The following is a 20735-nucleotide window of genomic DNA, read 5'->3' as shown; positions in this document are numbered from 1 at the left end:
TTGTACCATGCTTATTAATTTTAAATAACTGTATAAACATGATATACTTTTATTCAGGGAAAGTAATATAAAGTGCTCTCCTCTTTATTAGGTCATAAGCAAAGGATTGAATTACGTGACTTCAAAAACACATGAATCTGACATAGCGAGCTATGTAGGTAAATTGTTCCGCGATAATTTTGGCAAAGGTCCAGGGTCCATTTATGTATCGATTGCTGAACCATTCATTACAATTCACCTGCGTGATTTTTTAGCACCTATGGAAAAAATACTGCTCGATCGTAAAGACGATCTGAAAATACAGGAAACACGGGATATCTTGATGGAAGAGACAATTCCAGCCTTAAAAGATTATATAAAGTCCGTAATCCATATAGATGTACGAAATATTTATTATGACTGGTCACTGGAAAACAAAACAGGAATAATATTGGCTGTTTTGGATACAGAAATTGACAATACGAATGATGATTATCTGACTTATCCTTCTAAAATGAAAGTACATGAAGAAATAGCCCGTTTTACAAAAAAGGCTCAAAAAGAACCCAAAAATCTTCAATCCTATATGCTGAACTCCCGAACTTTAGTGTCGGTGCGAGAAGACATACTTGTGAGGATTGAAAAAGAGCTGATTAAATCAGGATTCTCTGAACAATTAAAGCTCTCCAAACGGGGATTGGAAAAAGATCTGCTGGATATAGAATATTTGGAATCAGTTATGAAAGCTGAAATTGAAGATGCCTTTGTAGATTGGGACTTCGAATTAAATAAAGGTTTTTTAATTTTAATACTTAAAGCAACAACCTAATATGGTGGAAATGTCTGGACAATAGAGCTAAGACATAAGCCGAAAAGGAAATAATCCTTTTCGGTTTTTTTATGGACAAAAACCGGATAATTAGCTAAAGATAAAAAAGGAAGTGAAAAAATATGTACAAAATAGTAGGTATTGGTAAAAACGATATTGAAATTGAACTATCAAATGAAAAAGAAGCAATTATATTCGATTCTGAGGAAGATGCATCAAACTTTCTAAATAAAATAAATCGAGAAGAAACGCTTCCAGATGGCTATAAATTACTTATAAGAAAGATATAGCTGAAAACTCCATCCTAATCAGGCTGGAGTTTTTCTATTGATGATCCAATATTTCTTTTAGCACGCTTACTTGGTTATACGTTTCTTCTTTTGATGCAAATAGAAGCGTAATATTTTTATGATGTTTTTTGGTAACCTTTTTTAATTCATTAAGTGCTTCCTGTTGATCACCTTTGCGCAATTCCTCTTTATACTTCTTTTTAAAATCCTCATATTTTGCAGGATCATGATTAAACCATTTGCGCAAATCACTTGATGGTCCGACCTCTTTCATCCAGTGATCAACTTTTGCGTCATCCTTCGACATACCTCGTGGCCAAACACGGTCCACCAGGATTCTTACCCCGTCATCTTTTGACTTATCTTCATAAATCCGCTTCATATTTACTGGCATCCGCTCAACTCCTCAATCAGTAGTTCTTTACCAAGTACCCGTTTTAGAAATTAAAAAACTTGCCCTATTGCTAATTGCTACGAAGGCGCAGTATATTGACGAAGCGGTAACACGAAAAATTTTTCCACAACAAATAATCCGAACGAAATCAGATAGACTTCGTTCGGATTAAAATTTAATTAGTTATTCATCTGATTATCTAAGCTCAACTGCACGATTTATAATTTGGTCCATGGCAGATTTTAATGACTCAAGCTTCTCAACGCTTGCCTCTTTTGAATCTTCGCAGACTCCGTAATAACATTTAATTTTAGGTTCTGTACCGGATGGACGCAGGCATACCCAGCTGCTCTTCTCCAGGATAAACTTAATTGCATTTTCTTTTGGTAATTCTATTTGTTCTTGCAGATTGCTATCATCTTTAAAGATTGTTCTTATTCCAGTAGCATAGTCTTCCATCTTCTCTACCGTCAATCCTGCAACTTCATTCATTGGATTTTTACGAACATCAGACATAATTGCAGCAATTTTATCTGATCCTTCTTTTCCTTTGAGTGTCAGTGATGACATACCTTCTAGAAAGTAGCCATGTTTTGCATATACTTCATCGAGTGCTTCAAGCAATGTCAGTCCTTGTTCTTTCCAGAAATATGCCATTTCACACGCCATCATCGCAGCTTGTATCGCATCTTTATCCCGTGCGAAACTGCTGATTAAATAGCCATAGCTTTCTTCAAATCCGAAGACAAACGTTTCTCCCGTGCTGTCAAACTGGTGAATCTTTTCACCGATATACTTAAAACCAGTTAGGGTGTCGATTGTTTCCGCACCGTAATGGGTTGCAATTGCCCTTCCTAACTCAGTAGTTACTACTGTTTTTAGGACACGGGCGTTTGAAAGCATTGCAGGGTCGCTATGCGATAGAATATAGTCAAGCATAAGTGCACCGAGCTGATTTCCTGTCAGAACACGATATTCGTAATTCTGATCCTTAACGGCTACACCTAAGCGGTCAGCATCTGGATCTGTACCAATCAAAATATCGGCGTCTGCTTTATTCCCTTTTTTAATCGCCATTTCAAATGCCTGGTGTTCTTCAGGGTTAGGTGATTCTACTGTTGAAAATTCCGGATCAGGTACAGCCTGTTCCTCTACGACATGAACGTCAGGAAATGACAACTGCTTTAACCCTTGTAACACCAGGTTATGCGATGTTCCATGAAGTGGGGTAAACACAATCGTAAGTGCTTTATCCGTATGCAGCGTATCTTTTTTAAGCTTTGAAATTTGTTTCAACTGCTCCAGATAAGCATTATCAATTTCGCTTCCAACCCAGTTCAGTAAATCTTTTTCCTCTAATTCAGCTAGCTCTGTTACAGGAACTGTCAGCTCGTTTTCTGTTTGTTCAATATAGGATATGATGCTTGCCGCTTCATCCGGAACAATCTGACCGCCATCTTCATTATAAACCTTAAATCCATTGTATTCTGGTGGGTTATGACTCGCTGTAATCATGACTCCACCTACAGCGCCAAGATAACGAACTGCAAACGACAGCACTGGTGTTGGATGAAGCTCATTAAATACATACGATTTTATACCGTAAGACCCCAGTACTTTAGCTGTTTCAATTGCAAATTCCTTTGACATATATCTGGAATCATATGCTACAACTACTCCTCGATCATTCACATTTACACAGTTCTTCTTTAAATATTGTGCGAAACCATTCACCGCCCTGCGGATGGTATAGATATTCATCCGATTTATACCAGGTCCAAGAACTCCGCGCATACCACCTGTTCCAAACGTTAACTCCTTATAAAACGCATCTTCCAATGCTTTTTGATCGTCTTTTATGTAGTCTAAATTTTTTTTCAATAGTGAATCTAAATTCTGAAATGAATTCCATTTTTCATAAGCTTTTTCCCATGTTTGCATGTAGTTAAGCCTCCCTATAATTCCAACGCTTTATGTACTATAAAAGTTTAGCACAAAATAACGAATAATTCTATTTACCTATTAATCGTATACAACCCTGAAAAATTGGTAAGAACTAGAAGTACCCTCTTCCCATTATATTTAAATAAAGGTAGAATAGAAGATATCTAGATACTAGTAAACAAGGAGAGTTGTGATTGGTTTGATTAAAAAACGTTGGTTCCAAATACTTACATTTTTCATTATGGTGTTTCTCTTAATTCTATTAATCTCGGCAACAAATTTTATATTCGATCCTATATTTAAATATTTAGGCGCGGTAGCCATTCCAATCATAGGTGCTGGCGTACTGTTTTATTTAACGAAACCAATCGTAAGAATTCTGGACAAATATAAAGTACATCGTGTTTTTTCAATCATTATTGTTTTCCTGTTGATATCACTGGCTATTTATTTAATCGTAACCTACATTGCACCAATCGCCCAAAAACAGTTTACCAATCTGATTAACAATATCCCGGTTATGGTAAAAGGTGCTCAGGACCTGATTACATATTGGCAGTCCAATCAGGATATGCTGCCTGCGGAATTTGAGAAAACGTTAAATGATATAACTTCAAATCTTCAAACCTATATTGAAGATATTACTTCTTTCTTGTTTGGTTTCATTGGACAATTGATTGGTTTTGTCTTCGCGTTAGTACTTGTGCCTTTCTTTCTAGTTTTCATGCTGAAGGACGGGGAGCGGTTTATCCCATTTGTTACGCAAATTTTTTCAGAGAAGAAAGCAAAAAACATTAAAAGCTTATTGCTTAAAATCGACGAAACACTGACTGCTTATATTCAGGGACAGTTGTTTGTTAGTTTTGCTATCGGTGTGTTGTTGTTCATTGGTTACCTGATTATTGATTTGGAATATGCACTGACACTTGCGCTGTTCGGCATGCTGATGTGTGTTATTCCCTTTATCGGTCCATTTATTGCCGTAATTCCAGCTATTATTGTCGGCTTCTTCCAGGATCCGATAATGGCGGTGTGGGTAGGTGTTGTCATGATTATCGCCCAACAAATTGAAGGTAACTTGATTTCACCGAATGTCATGGGTCGTGCATTACAACTTCACCCATTAACAGTCATTACAATCATTCTTGCTGCAGGAAGTATAGCTGGTTTTCTTGGAATACTCTTTGCAGTACCATTCTATGCAGTAGTAAAGACAATTATTGTTCATTTTTACCATACGTATGTCAGGGCACAGGACGATGAAGAAGATGCTTTAATATAAAGAAAAGCGCTCCGTTCACCAAGTTTGGAACGAAGCGCTTTTTTATCTAAAATTCATATACGATCGAGTCGCCTACTTGGTAATAGCCAATCTTTTTATAAATTCGATTGGATGCTGGATAATCTGCATCTGTATACAGGCTGCAAAACTGTGCGCCTTCATCCAGCAGTTTCGAGGTCAAAGTTGCCACTGTACTTGTTGCGTAGCCGTTTTGTTTATATTCATCTGGCGTGAACACTGCGTTTACGGAAGCACCATTTTTCGTTTTCCTCGATTGATTCACCATTGACACTGGCTTACCGTCTACCTCCCAAAGATAGACGGATCGATTATCCAGAAACCGATGGGCGTTCTTTTCTGCATCTGCTGAAAAATTAGGCTCATTAACTTCTTTGCCAAACTGAACAAGCCAATCTGTTACTAACTGTTGATGACTTCTATCCGCTTCTATCAATCTACCACTTGAATACGGAACATCGTTTACCTTGTCGAGCTGGTAAATAAGCTGGTTCATATGTAAACTGGATGTCGTTCCACTTAGCGTTTCCCATTTTTCTACAAACGGTTTTACAAATCGAACCGGGCCGAGAACTCCTGGAACTGCTAGCTTATTTTCCCAAAGGAACACGGCTATGTTTTCGGCAACATCTTCATTGATCGATTCTACATCCGGAAGAATCCAATTGTTTGGGGGTGTCTGCATAAAAGCGTAAATAACTTTCCCATCCTTTTGCACATACCCTTTGTGCACATTCTGATCTGCAGATTCCTCATTAGCAAAGCGATTAAGAATCCCAAGCATTAGGTTATTACAGGATTCTCGTTTCATTAAAAGCGGTTCAATTAAACGAACATAAGCTGCTGTATTTTTTTCGAAATGAAGCTCCATTATTTTCTCCCCCTTTTTCAAGATTGTAATATAGTATACACTATTCCTATAGTATTTTTTACAGCATAAACAGGCAGGAGTGAAATTTATATGAAAGCAAAAGAAATCGAGTCACGTCTAATCGAACGTAAAGATGATTATGCACGCATTATGGGTGATATGGATAAAGTCGAAGCAGTCGGACAACGAACGAACATTGAAGAAAAGCAGCTAGCCAAGTTAGAAAAAGAGATTGCAGATTTAAACAGACAGCTGGAAAACCTCGAAAAACAACAAGAGTGAAGGAACAAAAGTATAGTATAAATAAAATAATCCGAACGAAGCATTCCACTTCGTTCGGATTATTTGCTATAGAAAAACTATTCTTCACCGCTTTGTCGAAACACTACGCTTAGTGTCTGCGTTCAAATATTTATGTCCAGTCACTATTTAGTTGTTTCGGTTATTTTCCAATTTTGCCTGGATTTTTTTATGTTCCTTCTTTGGTGGAGTAAAGCTTACAATGATATCTCCAGCCTCAGGTGTGTTTTTGAGCTCTGCAGAATAAAAATACATCTTGCCAGAAGGCTTCAGCATATACAACAGGACTGTTTCTTTATCCCGTTCCTCCAAGTAACGCTCGTAGTCATATTGTTCGGTGATTGTTGTTTGTCTGAATACATACCCACTCTTCACCTTATTACTTAGTTCATCCATCGATACATCTTCTCTAAATAAAATTCTGCCGCCGATTTTATCGACTATATCATTCATGTTATCAACCAGCGTATATGGACTGGCTTTAAATACATTGGTTCTGCCATATTCAGGCATAAACGTCGTACAAACTAGGGCGTTATAAGAATGAAATTCAGTCGCGGCAATCATATATTCATATGGTGTTGTATCTAAATGATATTCAGTTTGCTCAGATAGCATTTCACCATGATAAAACGGCACTCCTGCTTCACGTGTCTTTCGCAGACGTTCCCATGACGAGTCAATAATAATTACAGGTGCTTTCACTTTGGTAAGTGACTTAGCTAATTCTACGGTAAAATCATTACTTCCAATTATGATTGTACCTGGTCGACCTTCCATCGATAAATGGAGTTTTTTTGCTAACCAGCCAATCGAGAAGCCGTGCGCCACAACTGTGAAAAATACCAATCCAAATGTAAGTGTCGTAATAATAGAAGCGCCCTCGTATCCCGCCTCACTTAGTACAGAAGCAAAGTAACTCGATACCGTCAATGCAACAATTCCACGAGGGGCAATCCACCCTACTAAGACTTTTTCATTCAACGATAAATCAGTATTAATTGTGGATAAAAATATCGATAACGGTCTAACTACAAACATCATTAAAATAACGTAACCGATAATTTCAGGCTGAAAAATCTCCAGTAACGTTTCTACCTGCAGGGAAGCTGTCAGCATGATAAAGATAGCTGAAATTAACAGCATAGACATGTTTTCCTTAAAGTGTCTCATGTCAGCAACTGAGCTAATGCCCATATTTGCGAGCGTCATACCCATAGCCGTAACTGCCAGTAATCCAGTTTCATGCATTATCTCATCTGCTATGGTGAAACACAAAATAACTACCACAAATACAGCTGGCGATTTTAAGTACTCTGGAATATTCCCAGTTTCAAACATCCAGCCCATTCCACGTCCACATGCCCAGCCAAAGATTGCAGCGAAAATTGATGCAGCAAAGAATAACAGAAGTGCTGAGCCATCAGGATTGGTTGTCGAAAAATAGGCGATTATTTCAAACGCAAATACAGCCAGTAAAGCACCAATCGGATCAACAATAATTCCTTCCCATTTAAGAATCTTTGCCGGACGCGGCTTTAATTTCGACTGACGCAGTAAAGGAAGGATTACGGTAGGACCGGTTACAATAAATAATCCACCTATAACAAATGCAACTGTCCAGGATAATCCTGCTATGTAATGTGCTGTTAAGGATCCCAGCATCCATGCAATAAATGCACCGATAGTTGAAATCCGAAATATTGGTTTTCCTAAACCGCGTAATTCTTTAAAGCTTAAATTCAAACTGCCTTCAAATAAAATAATAGCTACTGCTACCGTAATAATAGGATTATATAAATTTCCAAAGTCTTCTTCAGGATCCATGAACCCAAAAATCGGTCCAATTAAAAGTCCAGCCACGGACATAACCACAATTGCTGGCATTCGGTATCGCCAGGATAACCATTGAGAACCTATCCCCAAAAGACCAATAAGCATAATTTCAAAAAGAATAGACGGAACCATATCAAACCCCCTCTTGTTAACTTTATCAAGCTTTTATAGTACCTTACATTTAACTTCAAGGCAATTAACAAATTCTTACGCTTATAATATAAAATCATTTTAAATGTGCAGGTAGTTAATGTAAACAATAAAAGCCTGGTTCTGAAAAAAATGTAAAATCTTCCAGCCACATTATTGTTGGAACTCTTTCCATATCTATATTGACAAGCTGTTGACTAAATTGTTAAGATTGTCCCTGGTGTTTAAAGGTACATTTTTCACACCTGTATTTTTCTGATAATATTGAAAATAGGCACATTTTTTACAATATTTGTAAGCGTTTGCCTCTATAAATCAACTACTATTGCCATTAGAAGGAGCTAACATCATGAATAAAGACACTTTCATTATTGGGTTTATGTTATTTGCTTTATTTTTCGGGGCTGGAAATATCATCTATCCACCAACTCTCGGAATTGATTCGGGCACATCTTATTGGGCCGCAATTGCCGGGTTTATCTTTACTGGCGTTGGGTTACCTATCCTCGCAGTGACTGCTATTTCCTTTGTAAACAACGATGCACGCGAGCTTGCTAACCGCGTACACCCTATGTTCGGTCTTATTTTTACTTCAGTAGTATATTTAGCAATTGGTCCTTTTTTCGGGATTCCACGCGCTGCAACAGTGGCGTTTCAAATGAGTGCTGATCCCTTTTTAACAAATAGCTTTTGGACAATATTTTTGTTTATGACAATCTTCTTTACATTAGTTTATGTCGTAAGTTTAAATCCATCCAAAATGGTGGATCGCATCGGTCAGTATTTAACTCCTATACTATTACTGGCAATTATCGGATTAAGTATTGGCGGGTTTTTAATGTTGGATAACCCAATGTCAGCGCCAATTGATAAATATGCTTCGTCACCATTTTTCACAGGCTTTGTTGAAGGATACTTAACGATGGATGCTATTGGGGCATTAGCATTTGGCATCATTGTTGTAAATGCATTTAAAGACCGTGGAATAACGACGCAGCGTGAACTCGTAACTTCAACGTTAAAAGCAGGTGTGGTTACCGGAATCGGTTTAATTTTGGTTTATGGATCGATCGGTTGGATAGGTGCCAAAATGACTGACGCAGGTACGTTTACGAACGGCGGCGAGATTTTATCCAGTGCTGCACGTCTTGTATTTGGTGAATTCGGTGCACTATTACTTGGAATTATCGTAGCCTTAGCCTGTTTCACGACATGTGTGGGGCTAGTAGTTGCCTGTGGACAGTTTTTCTCTAAAACTATTGGCGTAAGTTATAATATGGTGATACTAATTACCACAATTGTAAGTTTCTTAATCGCCAATCAAGGTTTAAACACGATTATCAACTATTCTGTGCCGGTACTTGTATTTATTTATCCAATAGCAATCGTATTGATCGTCCTAACGTTTTCACAAAAGTTGTTTCACGGAAAACGGGCAGTGTACCAGGGAGCTATTCTGCTAACAGCTGTTACAAGTTTATACGATGGACTGCTCGCGTTCGGATTAGATCTGTCTGCTGTAACACCGTACATGGAAGCATTGCCGTTTTTCTCACTTGGACTCGGCTGGATTCTGCCAGCGTTAGTCGGGAGCATTATTGGCTTGCTTATTAGTAAATCAGCAAATCCAAGTTACGCTAAATAAATGTAAGAGCTGAGTTTATCAGCTCTTTTTTTGTTTGAAAATGTGGTAAAATAATGTGTAACGAAGGAGGATCATAATGATCGCAGAAGCAGAAAAAATCCTACAAACATATTATGGTTTTCCAGCCTTCCGACCAGGCCAAAAGGAAACCATATCCAATATACTTCAATTAAAAAACACATTAGCTGTAATGCCCACAGGTGGCGGTAAATCAGTATGTTATCAAATACCCGGTTTGTCACTTGACGGTGTTGCCATTATTATCTCACCACTTATTTCCTTAATGAAGGACCAGGTTGATGCATTGAATTCACTTGGTATAGCAGCAACATATATAAACAGTTCCTTGTCTACTGCGGAACAACAGCAGCGTCTCCGGGATATTGAAGCACGGCGCTATAATTTTGTATACGTTGCTCCAGAACGATTTGAATCATCTTACTTTGTTCAACTCGTGAAACGGCTTCCGATTGCATTAGTCGCTTTTGATGAAGCACACTGTATCTCCCAATGGGGACACGACTTCCGACCAAGTTATCGGTCGATTGTTCCAAACCTGAAATCCTTATCTAATATCCCTGTATATGTTGCACTGACCGCAACTGCTACGGAGGAAGTTATCACAGATATTCAAAACCTATTACATATTGAAAATGAACATGTCATTAATACTGGATTTGAGCGTGATAATTTATCCTTCCATATTGTAAAGGGGAAGGACAAGCCTACCTACGTCCGCTCCTTTCTTGCCGAGCGAAAAAATGAGTCCGGGATAATCTACACCGCTACTCGGAAACAGGCAGATACACTATATGAACAATTAACTGCCAAAGGCTTTTCGGTGGCAAAATATCATGCAGGAATGTCTGAAGACGACCGAAAAAATGCACAGGCAGCATTTATCCAGGATGAAATTCAAGTCATGATTGCAACAAACGCTTTTGGTATGGGTATTGATAAATCCAATGTTCGGTATGTCATTCATTACGCAATGCCAATGACAATCGAATCGTATTACCAGGAAGCTGGCCGTGCAGGACGTGACGGCGAACCAAGTGATTGTATCCTGCTTTTTTCCGCACAGGATATCCAGCTGCAGAAGTTCCTGATTGAGCAATCGATGATGGACGACGAAGCAAAGCGGGCGGAATATCGCAAACTTCAGTCCATGATTAACTATTGCCATACACACAGCTGTTTAACGTCGTTTATTTTGGATTATTTTAATGACCAGCAGGTAAACGAGTCGTGTGGCCGCTGTAGTAACTGTATCCACCGGACAGATCAAACCGACATGACGAAAGAATCACAAATGATTTTGTCCTGTGTAAAGCGCATGGGCGAACGTTTCGGTGTAAGTATGACCGCAAAAGTACTAAAGGGATCAAAAGATAAAAAAGTGAAAGACTTCAATTTGAACAAAATATCCACTTATGGGATTTTGTCGAATTACACAGAAAAAGCAATTACGGAGTGGATTCATTTCTTAATCGCTGAAAAAATACTCGCGACAGAAGAAGGCCGTTACCCAACATTGAAGCTGAATCAGTCATCGGTTGACGTCCTAAAAGGAAATCAGTCCGTTTCGATGTATGCAACCGTTATTCCAACTGGTGAAGCAGCGGATTACCGTGAAGATCTATTTGAGGAATTGCGCCAGCTTCGCAAGCAAACCGCTGATGATGAAGGTGTTCCGCCGTATGTTTTATTCTCAGATGCCACATTAAAAGATTTGAGTCGATATTTTCCGGATTCGAAAGAAGATATGCTTACCATTAAAGGTATTGGTGAAAAGAAATACGAGCAATATGGTGAAGCGTTTCTGGAAACCGTACAACAGTGGCGAGAACGAAACCCGGATGTGAAAAAGCGGATTCGAATCAGCGATACTGCTCCTGTAAGCAAGCCCAAACCGAAAGATGTCGATGGCCCAAGTCACCTTGCAAGCTATGAGATGTTTCGGTCTGGAAAGTCCCTCAAGGATATAGCGGTAATGCGTGATTTATCTCCGCAAACCATTGAAGGACATATTTTCAAAGCTACCAAGGAAGGCTATCCAATCGCCTGGGGAATATTTTTCACAGAAGAGGAAGAACAAACAGTACTCGCAGTACGAAATGAACTGGAAGAACCAAAATTAAAGCAGGTAAAGGATTTGCTGCCTGAAGGCTACAGTTACACAAAAATAAAAGCTGTTTTGGTTAAAAATGAATTGATGTAAATTAGGTGTGCACGTCCTCAGGGAGTGCACTTTTTTTGTGGAAATGGTGAAGACGAGCGGAATCACGGTGGTCGATTTATCCGGAAATTCGTCGATATTCTCACAAATCGATGAATTTGTTTTATCAATCTGGAGTTAGAAAGTTCGACATTCTGCATGTCTATACTAGCGAATGCTGAGTTTTTACTTATACCGGCATTTGCTCTAAACCTTTATACGTATAACACAATTATCACAGAATAAAATTAGGCGATTCTCCCAGAAACAGTTAAATATCTCGCAATCCATTTTCGTAGTGACACAAAATATATAAACTGCGCATTAACTTCATTTTTCTCATTGGTGCCTTACAGAATCATTCCGAAGGAAGCTGAAAAAGTTACACGAAGTACATATTAACAGGATCTGCGATCGCATCATCAAATTCACTTCGCTTTCCGTGGGCACGACTTCAGCTTCCTTGCCCCGGCAAGGAGTATGCAAACGTTGTCCGCAAAGGACGGTTTTAGTTTGCCCTCCTCTTTAAGCGCTTTCCTGCTTAGATCTTCAGCTCGCGCTGTTCCCATAGGAGTCTCGTGAATTCAATGATGCTAGGTTGAGGTGCAAGATCTTCTTTTATAATATCCATCCCTTTTTCAGTTGCTGAGAACCTCATGAATTTTTACCACTGCGCAATTCATAAGTGATTGGTACAGGAATTTAAAAACAATTGAAAAGATGGAGCGCAATAAAATGTCACTGAAAAAGTGGTAGATTTTCAAAAAATATTATTTCCATTTTAACTCAGCATCTTCGAATATACGAAGACTCCTGTGGGAAGTAAGAGATCGGTGAGACCCCGGAGTGCGACAGCACGAGGAGGCTCACCACTCGCCCACGGAAAGCGAAGTATATTCGAAGATGCGATCGCAGATTCTCTAAATACATATCTTATGTAACTTTTTCAGTGGCAAGATAGAAGTTTCAAAGTTGTATGTTACTGCGCAATTTCCATCTACTACGACAAAAGTAACTAATAGCATATTTTAGAAACAGACGTATTTGTATATCTCGTCAAGTAACATATTTCAAGTCTCCAAGAACTTAAATTTTTTATGTGCGAAAGAGGAGCGTAAGAAAGGATTTATATTTTCTTACCTGCAAAATAAAAACCGCTCCCCGAGAAATCCGAGAAACGGTCCTGCTAACAAATTTATTTAATTTCAAATGCCCAAGTTCCATTGCGGAAAACGGCTTCTGTTGTTCCATCCTGCAGTACTCCATCGATATCAAGCTTTTCAGAACCAATCATGAAATCAACGTGTGTCAGACTGTCATTCACTCCATGTTTATCAAGCTGCTCACTGTCCATATCAGCTCCGCCCTCTAAGTTGGTTGGATACGCTTTTCCAAGCGCAATATGGCAGGAAGCATTTTCGTCAAACAACGTATTATAAAAAATCAGTCCTGACTGTGATACTGGTGATTCGTGTGGAACTAGTGCTACTTCACCTAAACGGCGCGCTCCATCATCTGTATCAAGTAAATGCTTGAGAACCTCTTCGCCCTGCTCAGCCTTAAAGTCCACTACTTTTCCTTCTTTAAACGTCAATGTGAAATTGTCGATTAAACTTCCACCATAATTCAATGGCTTCGTACTAGAAACGGTTCCGTTTACCCCATATTTATGTGGCATTGAGAAAACTTCTTCCGTTGGCATATTCGGATTAAAGGTAATACCTTTAGCAGAATCAGCAGATCCACCTTTCCAGATATGTCCTTCTGGCAGCTCCAATTCAAGATCTGTCCCAGGTGCTTTATAAATTAATTTTTTATAATTTTTACGGTTCATCAACTCGCGCGCAATTCTCAATGTAGCATTGTGATCATCCCACGCAGCAATTGGGTCTTCCTGGTCTACACGAACAATTTTAACAATCGCATCCCATAGACTTTCAATAGCATCATCTGTTGATTTATCAGGGAATATTTTCTGTGCCCAGTCACCAGTTGGAATAGAAATGATCGACCATGTAATCAAATCGTTCATCGTATACTTGCGGAAAGTAGTCATAGCCTGCGCCGCAGCCTTATTAGCTTTTGCTACACGAGATGAATCAATATCCTGCAATAAGTCCGGGTTAGTTGAACGAATTGAAAGTACTGCAGCTCCATCTTCCGCATACATGTTATGCAATTTCACTCTCCATTCAGGGAAATCAGCAATGACCTCATCTGGAGCATTCTCATATTTTAACAATGTAAGCTCGTCGTCCACCCAATTAATATGTACATCTTTCGCACCCATTTCATAAGCTTTACGAACTACAATTTTAGTGAAGTCTGCTCCCTCAATTGGTGCATTAACCATTAACGCCTGGTTCTTTTGAAGGTTTACACCTTTACGCAAAGCAAGTTCTGCGTATTTTTCCTTAGTCTTTTGGTTGATCATTCTATTCCCTCCATTAATTTCATATATTTCGTGTACCGTTATTATTTCATAAATCATCTTAAATTACCAAACTATTGATCAAATAATCCGAAAATATTAATGCTAATTTTTGCAAGTTCTAATCCTTAGTCCTGCTGCTGAGTCATTTACTAAGTAACCTTAATATGGTATACTGTTATTAAGTTACTTTTCGTAATTAATGACTAAAAACATACACTAACAGATAAACTAAAATAAATGAGGTGATCTTCATGCAAGAACTATGTCCGCGATTTGAAAGCGCTATGCAACTTGTCAGCAAACGTTGGGTTGGTTTAATTTTATTCGATCTCTTAAAAGGCAAAAAACGTTTCTCTGAAATGGAAGCAGACTTACCTATCAGCGGGAGGTTACTCTCTGATCGGTTAAAAATGCTTGAACAGGAAGGTATAGTTGAACGAAAAATATACTCCGAGTTTCCTGTACGTATAGAATACTCCTTATCTGAAAAAGGAAAGGCTCTGGAACCTGTTATTCGTGAGATTCAGCGTTGGGCAGAAAATTGGGTCGAACTAGAAAGTGAAACTAAAGAAAAAGCAAAATAATTGGTAGGCTGCTGCGACGTGCACAGCCTATTTTTTTGCCTCATTATCGATTCCGGCTGGCGCACCGGACCTGGCGATATAGTTGCCGAAGTGCCGGTTATCTATCTCGGTAACTAGCTTTTCTATTCCTAGTTGACACTTATCAATCCTGTTCTGATTTTTATCACGTTCGAGAAAAAATTTATCGATCTCGACATAAATTTTATCGATCCCGGCGCACTGCACTACTCGTCTGCTTCCCCATCATAAACTGCAGCATGACATTCGCCGCAACACGGCTGGTCATGTTCCGAATATCAATCGTCGGATCGATTTCCACGATATCCATAGCCGTCACCTGTGGATGTTGAGCAGCCATAAACACAGCGCCAAGGAGCTCACGGCTGGTCATTCCGCCTGGGCCAATTGCTGGGCAGCCAGGAGCGTATGCCTGGTCCAGTACATCCATGTCGACGGAAAGGTAGATGACGTCAACTCGCTCGGCTAGTCGCTTCAGTTCTTCTTCCATTATTTTCACAACGGATTCTCGCATCAGGTCCTGCATCGTGTAGACCACTACACCTTTCTCAGCTGCATAATCATGATATTCTTTCGCATTGGTGAAGTCACGAATGCCTACTTGAACCAAGTTCTCACCTTGTAAAATATCTTCTTCTATCAAACGTCTGAACGGAGTACCGTTGGTAGGTCCACCGTCCTCAACATTACGCAAATCGTGATGGGCATCGAATTGAATGACTCCGATCGACGTATGTTTTTCCGAAAAACCTTTGATGGATGCATGGCTGATACCGTGATCACCGCCAAGTATCATCCAATTTTCAGCTGCATCTGTCGCATAAATATCCGAAAAACCTTCGTACAGACGCTGCAAATTACCCACCACATCAGTCGGATCCATATTCACGTCACCAAAGTCCATAATTGATTCGGCCAAATCTATGCCCGTATCGCCTGAAAAAGTTGTATAGCTCTGAAGAGCAGAACGAATTGCTGAAGGGGCAAACGACGCCCCGGAATGGCTGATCGATGACTTGGAGAATGGCGCTCCTGCTATCGCAAACTCAGCTGTCAATCCAGCCTTCCATGGAACTAGCAACTCCTGGACTTTCGTTGTATAACGGTCTTTGAAAATCGCTTCTCCAGCAGGTTTTACATGCCTCAATTGAGTCATCGTATCGCCTGCCTCTCGTAAAGAACCTCTCCATTTTTCACAACTGTATTCACGTGGTTGACGCCATAGTGATAGGGAATGTACATATAATTTGGCGCATCCCACAGAACAATATCTGCTTTCCTTCCGGGTGCAATGGTTCCTGCTTCATCACCACGTCCAATTGCGTGTGCAGCATTAACTGTTACAGCATGCCAAATTTCCTCAGGCGATAGCTTCAGCTTTAGTGCCGCAATCGACATGATCAGCTGCAGATTTTCAGTAACCGAGCTGCCCGGGTTAAAATCGGTTGAAATGGAGATTGCTGCACCGGCATCAACCATTTTCCGTGCAGGTGAATACGTATCTTTTCCAAGATAAAAACTTGTTCCTGGCAGTATAACGCCAATCGTATTTGAAGCCGCAAGCTGCTGGATTCCCTCGTTCGATGCGACTGCTAAATGGTCCCCACTGATTGCGCCTACTTCCACAGCAAGCTCTGTTCCACCCAATGGATCAATTTCGTCGGCATGAATTTTTACGCCAAATCCTTTTTCTTTCGCAGCTAGCAGATATTTCCTAGACTGCACTACTGAAAATACACCTGTTTCAGTAAAAATATCCACGAACTCCGCCAGATTTTTTTCCTTGATTTCATCGAACATTTCAACCATTTCATTTAAAAAGGCTTCTGGATCTTCCTTATACTCTGGTGGAATTGCATGTGCCCCAAGAAACGTTGAAACGATGTCCAGTGGATGTTTCACATTGGCTTCTTTTGCGACTTTAAGTTGTTTCAACTCTGTTTCTCTATCCAGACCATACCCGCTTTTTGCTTCGACGGTTGTTATCCCGTGCATAGCCATCCGATCTAAATGAAATAACGCTTTTTCCAGCAAGTCGTCATAAGACGTTTCTTTTGTTGCGTTAACCGTTGAGAGGATTCCGCCACCCTGTTTTAAAATTTCGAGATATGGCACTCCCTGTTGCTTCAACGCCATTTCTTTTTCTCGAGAACCGCCGAAGACCAAGTGTGTGTGTGGCTCGACCAATCCAGGTGTGACCAGTTTTCCTTTTGCATCTATCGTGCGATCAGCCTGAATATTAACTGCTTTTTCACGTGAGCCAATCCATTCCACTTTTCCATCTCTAACTGCGACTGCAGCATCCTCCATCACGATCAGGTCATTCATGTCCGAACCCTTGACTGGTCCCTTTTTGTCCATCGTTAATAATTGTCCAATATTTGTTATGAGTAAATCTGCTTGCATGGTATATGCTCCTTCCTATTTCTTTGTCGGGATAGTAATATCGTGCTTATCCGCAAAATCGATCGCGGACACGTATCCAGCGTCTGCGTGGCGAATAATTCCCATGCCTGGATCTGTTGTTAGTACCCTCTCCAAACGCTCGTGGGCTAAATCAGTTCCATCAGCCACTGCGACCATTCCAGCGTGCAGGGAGTACCCCATACCGACTCCTCCTCCATGGTGGAAGGAAATCCATGACCCGCCAGCTGCTGTGTTAATGAGCGCGTTTAATACCGCCCAATCGCCTACCGCGTCACTGCCGTCCTGCATTCCTTCTGTTTCTCTGTTCGGTGATGCAACAGAACCGCAATCCAAATGGTCCCGCCCGATTACCACCGGCGCTTTTAGCTCACCTTTTCGAACAAGATCGTTTATTGCGAGTCCCATTTTCATTCGTTCTCCATAACCTAACCAGCAGATTCTGGAAGGAAGTCCTTGGAAGGCAATCTGTTCCTGCGCCATATCAATCCAGCGAATCAGCGCTTCATTTTCTGGGAAAAGTTCTTTAATTAATTGATCTGTCCGGTATATATCTTCCGGATCTCCTGACAAGGCAACCCAGCGAAATGGTCCTTTTCCTTCTGTAAATAATGGACGGATATAGGCTGGGACAAAGCCAGGAAAATCAAATGCATTTGAAACACCCTCGTCGTGCGCCACCTGCCGGATGTTATTTCCATAGTCAAATACAATGGAGCCTTTTTCTTTATGCAAAAGCATTGCTTCCACATGTTTTGCCATGCTTGCTTTCGATTTCACTGTATACGCTTCCGGATCTTTTTTCCGCAATACATCCGCTTCCTCGACGGTAAATCCAACTGGCACATAACCATTTAACGGGTCATGGGCCGACGTCTGATCCGTCACGATATCTATCTGAATATCACGTGTTAACAGCTCATGATGAACCTCTGCGGCGTTTCCAAGCAGTGCAATGGATAGTGCTTTCCCTGATGCTTTTGCTTCTTTTGCAAGTGTGATCGCTTCATCCAGGTTCTTTGCCATGACGTCACAGTATTTCGTTTTCAAACGTTTCTCGATTCGGCTTTTATCCACTTCCACTGCAATAACGACACCTTCGTTCATTGTTACAGCAAGCGGCTGCGCGCCACCCATGCCTCCAAGGCCAGCCGTTAACGTGATCGTACCTTTAAGGGAACCGTTGTAATGTTTTTTAGCAAGCGAAGAAAACGTTTCATAGGTTCCCTGCAGAATCCCTTGTGTACCAATATAAATCCAGCTGCCGGCAGTCATTTGCCCGTACATCATGAGTCCCTTTTTATCAAGCTCATGGAAATGCTCCCAGTTGGCCCACTTCGGCACTAGCACTGAATTCGACAACAACACACGTGGCGCGTGTTTATGCGTTCGGAAAACACCGACCGGCTTACCTGATTGGATGAGCATTGTCTCATCATTTTCAAGCGTACGAAGTGTCTTTACAATCGCGTGGAACGATTTCCAGTTTCGTGCTGCTTTCCCAATTCCACCATATACAACAAGCTCTTCCGGGTTTTCAGCAACTTCCGGATCCAGGTTATTGTAAAGCATGCGGAGCGCCGCTTCCTGTTCCCATCCTTTACACTCAAGTTCCAGTCCTTTTTTAGCTTTAACTTCAACCTTGTTCATGAAAAACTCCCCCTTTAATCGGTACATTGGATGTTGCATCGTTTTTTAACCAGATTGCCAGATTCGTAATATCTGTCGCAAAAATACGATCCGCATTAATAGTCGTTACAACCTTTCTGCCTTTTTCATAAAATTCCTTCGTTATCGCTGACATTTTCTTTGTTCCACGATACTCGACTGCCTGCATAGCGCAGATCAGTTCAATCGCAACAACGTGTCTTGCGTTTTGCAGCATTTGAAGTGCATGTCTTGCGCCAATTGTCCCCATGCTTACATGGTCCTCCTGGTTGGCAGAGGATGGAATGGAGTCCACACTTGCTGGGTGTGCCAAAGTCTTATTTTCGGATATGAGCGATGCTGCACTGTACTGCATAATCATCGCGCCGGACTCAAGCCCTGGATTTGGACTTAAAAATGCCGGAAGATCATTTAATTGCGGATTAACCAACCGCTCAATCCGCCTCTCTGAAATATTTGCCGTCTCAGCAATGCCCAGTTTAATGAAATCCATCGCAAACGCTATCGGCTCCCCGTGAAAGTTCCCGCCGGAAATCACTTTATCTTGCTCGGAAAAAATAAGCGGATTGTCTGTCACTGCGTTCATTTCAGTCAATAATTTTTCTTTCGCATAATTGACCGTTTGCCAGCAGGCACCAAGAACCTGTGGAATACATCGCAGTGAATACGCATCCTGGACCCGAAGTTCTCCTTGTTTCGTAATCAGCTGACTGTCAGTTAAAAAGGAACGGATTCGTCCTGCAACATCCATCTGCTCCTGATGCCCTCGAGCTGCATGCAGATCCACATCAAACGCATCGATGATTCCCTGTAATCCTTCCATCGTCATAGCGGCAATCAGTTCGCTTTGATGGAGAAGTTTTTCAGCTTCCAGGTACGTAACCACACCGACCGCTGTCATTGCCTGCGTTCCGTTAATTAATGCAAGACCTTCTTTCGCTTTCAACGTCAGAGGGATAATTCCCTCTCGATTCAGCGCGTCCAGCGCATGCATTTTTTCACCTTGATACATTACCTCCCCTTCGCCCATTAAACCAAGCGCCAAGTGAGATAATGGTGCAAGATCGCCGCTTGCTCCAAGCGAACCTTGCTGCGGAACAATTGGATGAATGCCGCTATTCAGCAACTTGATGAGCTGATTCACAAGCTCGACTCTTACACCAGAATACCCTTGCGATAATGCGTTTGCCCGCAATAAAAGCATTGCTCTCGTTATTTGCTCAGAGAAAGCATCACCAACACCACAGGCATGAGAATGGATTAAATTAAGCTGTAGATCCTCTAAGTCCAGATCATTAATAATGACATCACTAAATTTACCAAACCCTGTATTAATGCCATACATCGTCTTTTTATCCATTAATAGCTTATCGACAGTACTTCTATTAGCTTCAATCCTGGTACACGCATCGCTCGCCAGCTTTACCTCTTCACAATCGAATACCACTCGCTTCACTTCGCCGAATGTTAACGTCTTACCTGTTAAAATAACCATCGTTACCCTCCTTCTGGCACCGCTTTACTAGGTTAAAGCAGTCAACGTAAAAAGAGGCTGCGGTTATAAACCGAGCCTCTTTGACATATTTGTTTGATTTAATTTTTTGCAGTTGCTCTCCATTGAAAACATCCTAACTAATTAGAAAATTCTTATTCCTATTGTAAGCGTTTTCTTAATTAGTTGCAAGTAGTTAAAGTTCCAAATGTGAAATCCCGATATATCTGCGAAAATCCCGATAAAAACAAGATTACCCTGATAAACCGTACGAAAATCCTGATGTCCCCCGAATATTCCTGATATACGCGATTAAATCCTGATAAAAACGCTCCGCACCACCCAATCTGCCCCGATTA

Annotated in this window: 16 protein-coding genes; 7 read left to right on the top strand and 9 right to left on the bottom strand. The window is 40.6% G+C overall.

The features are described from left to right. Window positions 1-115: 115 nt before the first annotated feature. On the top strand, window positions 116-808 hold the full coding sequence (locus tag VBD025_RS05515; protein WP_430790075.1) for a DUF2294 domain-containing protein: 693 nt from the start codon (window positions 116-118) through the stop codon (window positions 806-808). A gap of 122 nt (window positions 809-930) precedes the next feature. Then, window positions 931-1098, top strand: a complete 168-nt coding sequence (locus tag VBD025_RS05510; protein WP_430790073.1) for a hypothetical protein — start codon at window positions 931-933, stop codon at window positions 1096-1098. Between the two features lie 34 nt (window positions 1099-1132). Here VBD025_RS05510 and VBD025_RS05505 read toward each other — a convergent pair whose 3' ends face one another. Then, a complete protein-coding gene (locus VBD025_RS05505) occupies window positions 1133-1492 on the bottom strand; it encodes a DUF488 domain-containing protein (protein ID WP_430790071.1) in 360 nt (119 codons plus the stop codon). A 195-nt stretch (window positions 1493-1687) separates the two neighbouring features. Then, the gene (locus tag VBD025_RS05500) at window positions 1688-3433 is read right to left on the bottom strand and encodes a phospho-sugar mutase (protein ID WP_430790069.1); all 1746 of its coding nucleotides are present in this window, start codon (window positions 3431-3433) and stop codon (window positions 1688-1690) included. Window positions 3434-3635: 202 nt separating this feature from the next. Between VBD025_RS05500 and VBD025_RS05495 the strand changes: the two genes are divergently transcribed. Then, entirely contained in the window at window positions 3636-4718 is a 1083-nt protein-coding gene (locus VBD025_RS05495) for an AI-2E family transporter (RefSeq protein WP_430790067.1), read from the top strand. Window positions 4719-4764: 46 nt separating this feature from the next. On the opposite strand, the gene VBD025_RS05490 is transcribed toward VBD025_RS05495, so the two are convergent. After that, complete coding sequence (locus VBD025_RS05490; RefSeq protein ID WP_430790065.1) at window positions 4765-5607, bottom strand: GNAT family N-acetyltransferase; 843 nt, start codon at window positions 5605-5607, stop codon at window positions 4765-4767. 90 nt (window positions 5608-5697) lie between these two features. Here VBD025_RS05490 and VBD025_RS05485 point away from each other — a divergent pair, with 90 nt between their 5' ends. Beyond that, on the top strand, window positions 5698-5889 hold the full coding sequence (locus tag VBD025_RS05485) for an SE1832 family protein (RefSeq protein WP_430790063.1): 192 nt from the start codon (window positions 5698-5700) through the stop codon (window positions 5887-5889). Window positions 5890-6036: 147 nt separating this feature from the next. Here VBD025_RS05485 and VBD025_RS05480 read toward each other — a convergent pair whose 3' ends face one another. Continuing rightward, window positions 6037-7875, bottom strand: coding sequence for a cation:proton antiporter (locus VBD025_RS05480; RefSeq protein ID WP_430790061.1), 1839 nt, complete (start codon window positions 7873-7875; stop codon window positions 6037-6039). Window positions 7876-8242: 367 nt separating this feature from the next. On the opposite strand from VBD025_RS05480, the gene brnQ reads away from it, so the two are divergent. Beyond that, complete coding sequence (gene brnQ / locus VBD025_RS05475) at window positions 8243-9538, top strand: branched-chain amino acid transport system II carrier protein (protein WP_430790059.1); 1296 nt, start codon at window positions 8243-8245, stop codon at window positions 9536-9538. A gap of 76 nt (window positions 9539-9614) precedes the next feature. Beyond that, window positions 9615-11759 (top strand): DNA helicase RecQ, encoded by a 2145-nt coding sequence (gene recQ, locus VBD025_RS05470; protein WP_430790057.1) that lies wholly within the window; start codon window positions 9615-9617, stop codon window positions 11757-11759. 1192 nt (window positions 11760-12951) lie between these two features. On the opposite strand, the gene VBD025_RS05465 is transcribed toward recQ, so the two are convergent. Beyond that, the gene (locus VBD025_RS05465; RefSeq protein ID WP_430790055.1) at window positions 12952-14190 is read right to left on the bottom strand and encodes an aminopeptidase; all 1239 of its coding nucleotides are present in this window, start codon (window positions 14188-14190) and stop codon (window positions 12952-12954) included. Window positions 14191-14441: 251 nt separating this feature from the next. Here VBD025_RS05465 and VBD025_RS05460 point away from each other — a divergent pair, with 251 nt between their 5' ends. After that, window positions 14442-14774 (top strand): winged helix-turn-helix transcriptional regulator, encoded by a 333-nt coding sequence (locus tag VBD025_RS05460; protein WP_430790053.1) that lies wholly within the window; start codon window positions 14442-14444, stop codon window positions 14772-14774. Between the two features lie 202 nt (window positions 14775-14976). On the opposite strand, the gene hutG is transcribed toward VBD025_RS05460, so the two are convergent. From hutG to hutH, 4 genes are read right to left on the bottom strand one after another with little or no spacing between them, the layout of a single operon-like run. Next, window positions 14977-16053 (bottom strand): formimidoylglutamase, encoded by a 1077-nt coding sequence (hutG, locus tag VBD025_RS05455; protein WP_430790051.1) that lies wholly within the window; start codon window positions 16051-16053, stop codon window positions 14977-14979. Next, window positions 15945-17198 (bottom strand): imidazolonepropionase, encoded by a 1254-nt coding sequence (gene hutI / locus VBD025_RS05450; protein ID WP_430790049.1) that lies wholly within the window; start codon window positions 17196-17198, stop codon window positions 15945-15947. The genes hutG and hutI overlap by 109 nt, the downstream gene beginning before the upstream one ends. 15 nt (window positions 17199-17213) lie before the next feature. After that, window positions 17214-18866: a urocanate hydratase gene (hutU, locus tag VBD025_RS05445; protein WP_430790047.1), complete on the bottom strand. Its 1653-nt coding sequence runs from the start codon at window positions 18864-18866 to the stop codon at window positions 17214-17216. Further along, window positions 18853-20379: a histidine ammonia-lyase gene (hutH, locus tag VBD025_RS05440; RefSeq protein WP_430790045.1), complete on the bottom strand. Its 1527-nt coding sequence runs from the start codon at window positions 20377-20379 to the stop codon at window positions 18853-18855. Before hutH ends, hutU begins: the two co-directional genes overlap by 14 nt. Window positions 20380-20735 lie beyond the last annotated feature (356 nt).

This window comes from Virgibacillus flavescens (genome assembly GCF_050574275.1).
Lineage (GTDB): Bacteria > Bacillota > Bacilli > Bacillales > Amphibacillaceae > Virgibacillus_F > Virgibacillus_F flavescens.
Note: the sequence above shows the minus strand (reverse complement) of the source record. Positions and strands in the feature narration are given on the sequence as shown.

Excerpts from the sequence above, each read along its gene's own strand:
- VBD025_RS05510 (WP_430790073.1), top strand. The coding sequence starts at position 931 with ATGTACAAAATAGTAGGTATTGGTAAAAACGATATTGAAATTGAACTA.
- VBD025_RS05505 (WP_430790071.1), bottom strand. The coding sequence starts at position 1,492 with ATGCCAGTAAATATGAAGCGGATTTATGAAGATAAGTCAAAAGATGAC.
- VBD025_RS05500 (WP_430790069.1), bottom strand. The coding sequence starts at position 3,433 with ATGCAAACATGGGAAAAAGCTTATGAAAAATGGAATTCATTTCAGAAT.
- VBD025_RS05490 (WP_430790065.1), bottom strand. The coding sequence starts at position 5,607 with ATGGAGCTTCATTTCGAAAAAAATACAGCAGCTTATGTTCGTTTAATT.
- VBD025_RS05485 (WP_430790063.1), top strand. The coding sequence starts at position 5,698 with ATGAAAGCAAAAGAAATCGAGTCACGTCTAATCGAACGTAAAGATGAT.
- VBD025_RS05480 (WP_430790061.1), bottom strand. The coding sequence starts at position 7,875 with ATGGTTCCGTCTATTCTTTTTGAAATTATGCTTATTGGTCTTTTGGGG.
- brnQ (WP_430790059.1), top strand. The coding sequence starts at position 8,243 with ATGAATAAAGACACTTTCATTATTGGGTTTATGTTATTTGCTTTATTT.
- recQ (WP_430790057.1), top strand. The coding sequence starts at position 9,615 with ATGATCGCAGAAGCAGAAAAAATCCTACAAACATATTATGGTTTTCCA.
- VBD025_RS05465 (WP_430790055.1), bottom strand. The coding sequence starts at position 14,190 with ATGATCAACCAAAAGACTAAGGAAAAATACGCAGAACTTGCTTTGCGT.
- VBD025_RS05460 (WP_430790053.1), top strand. The coding sequence starts at position 14,442 with ATGCAAGAACTATGTCCGCGATTTGAAAGCGCTATGCAACTTGTCAGC.
- hutI (WP_430790049.1), bottom strand. The coding sequence starts at position 17,198 with ATGCAAGCAGATTTACTCATAACAAATATTGGACAATTATTAACGATG.
- hutU (WP_430790047.1), bottom strand. The coding sequence starts at position 18,866 with ATGAACAAGGTTGAAGTTAAAGCTAAAAAAGGACTGGAACTTGAGTGT.
- hutH (WP_430790045.1), bottom strand. The coding sequence starts at position 20,379 with ATGGTTATTTTAACAGGTAAGACGTTAACATTCGGCGAAGTGAAGCGA.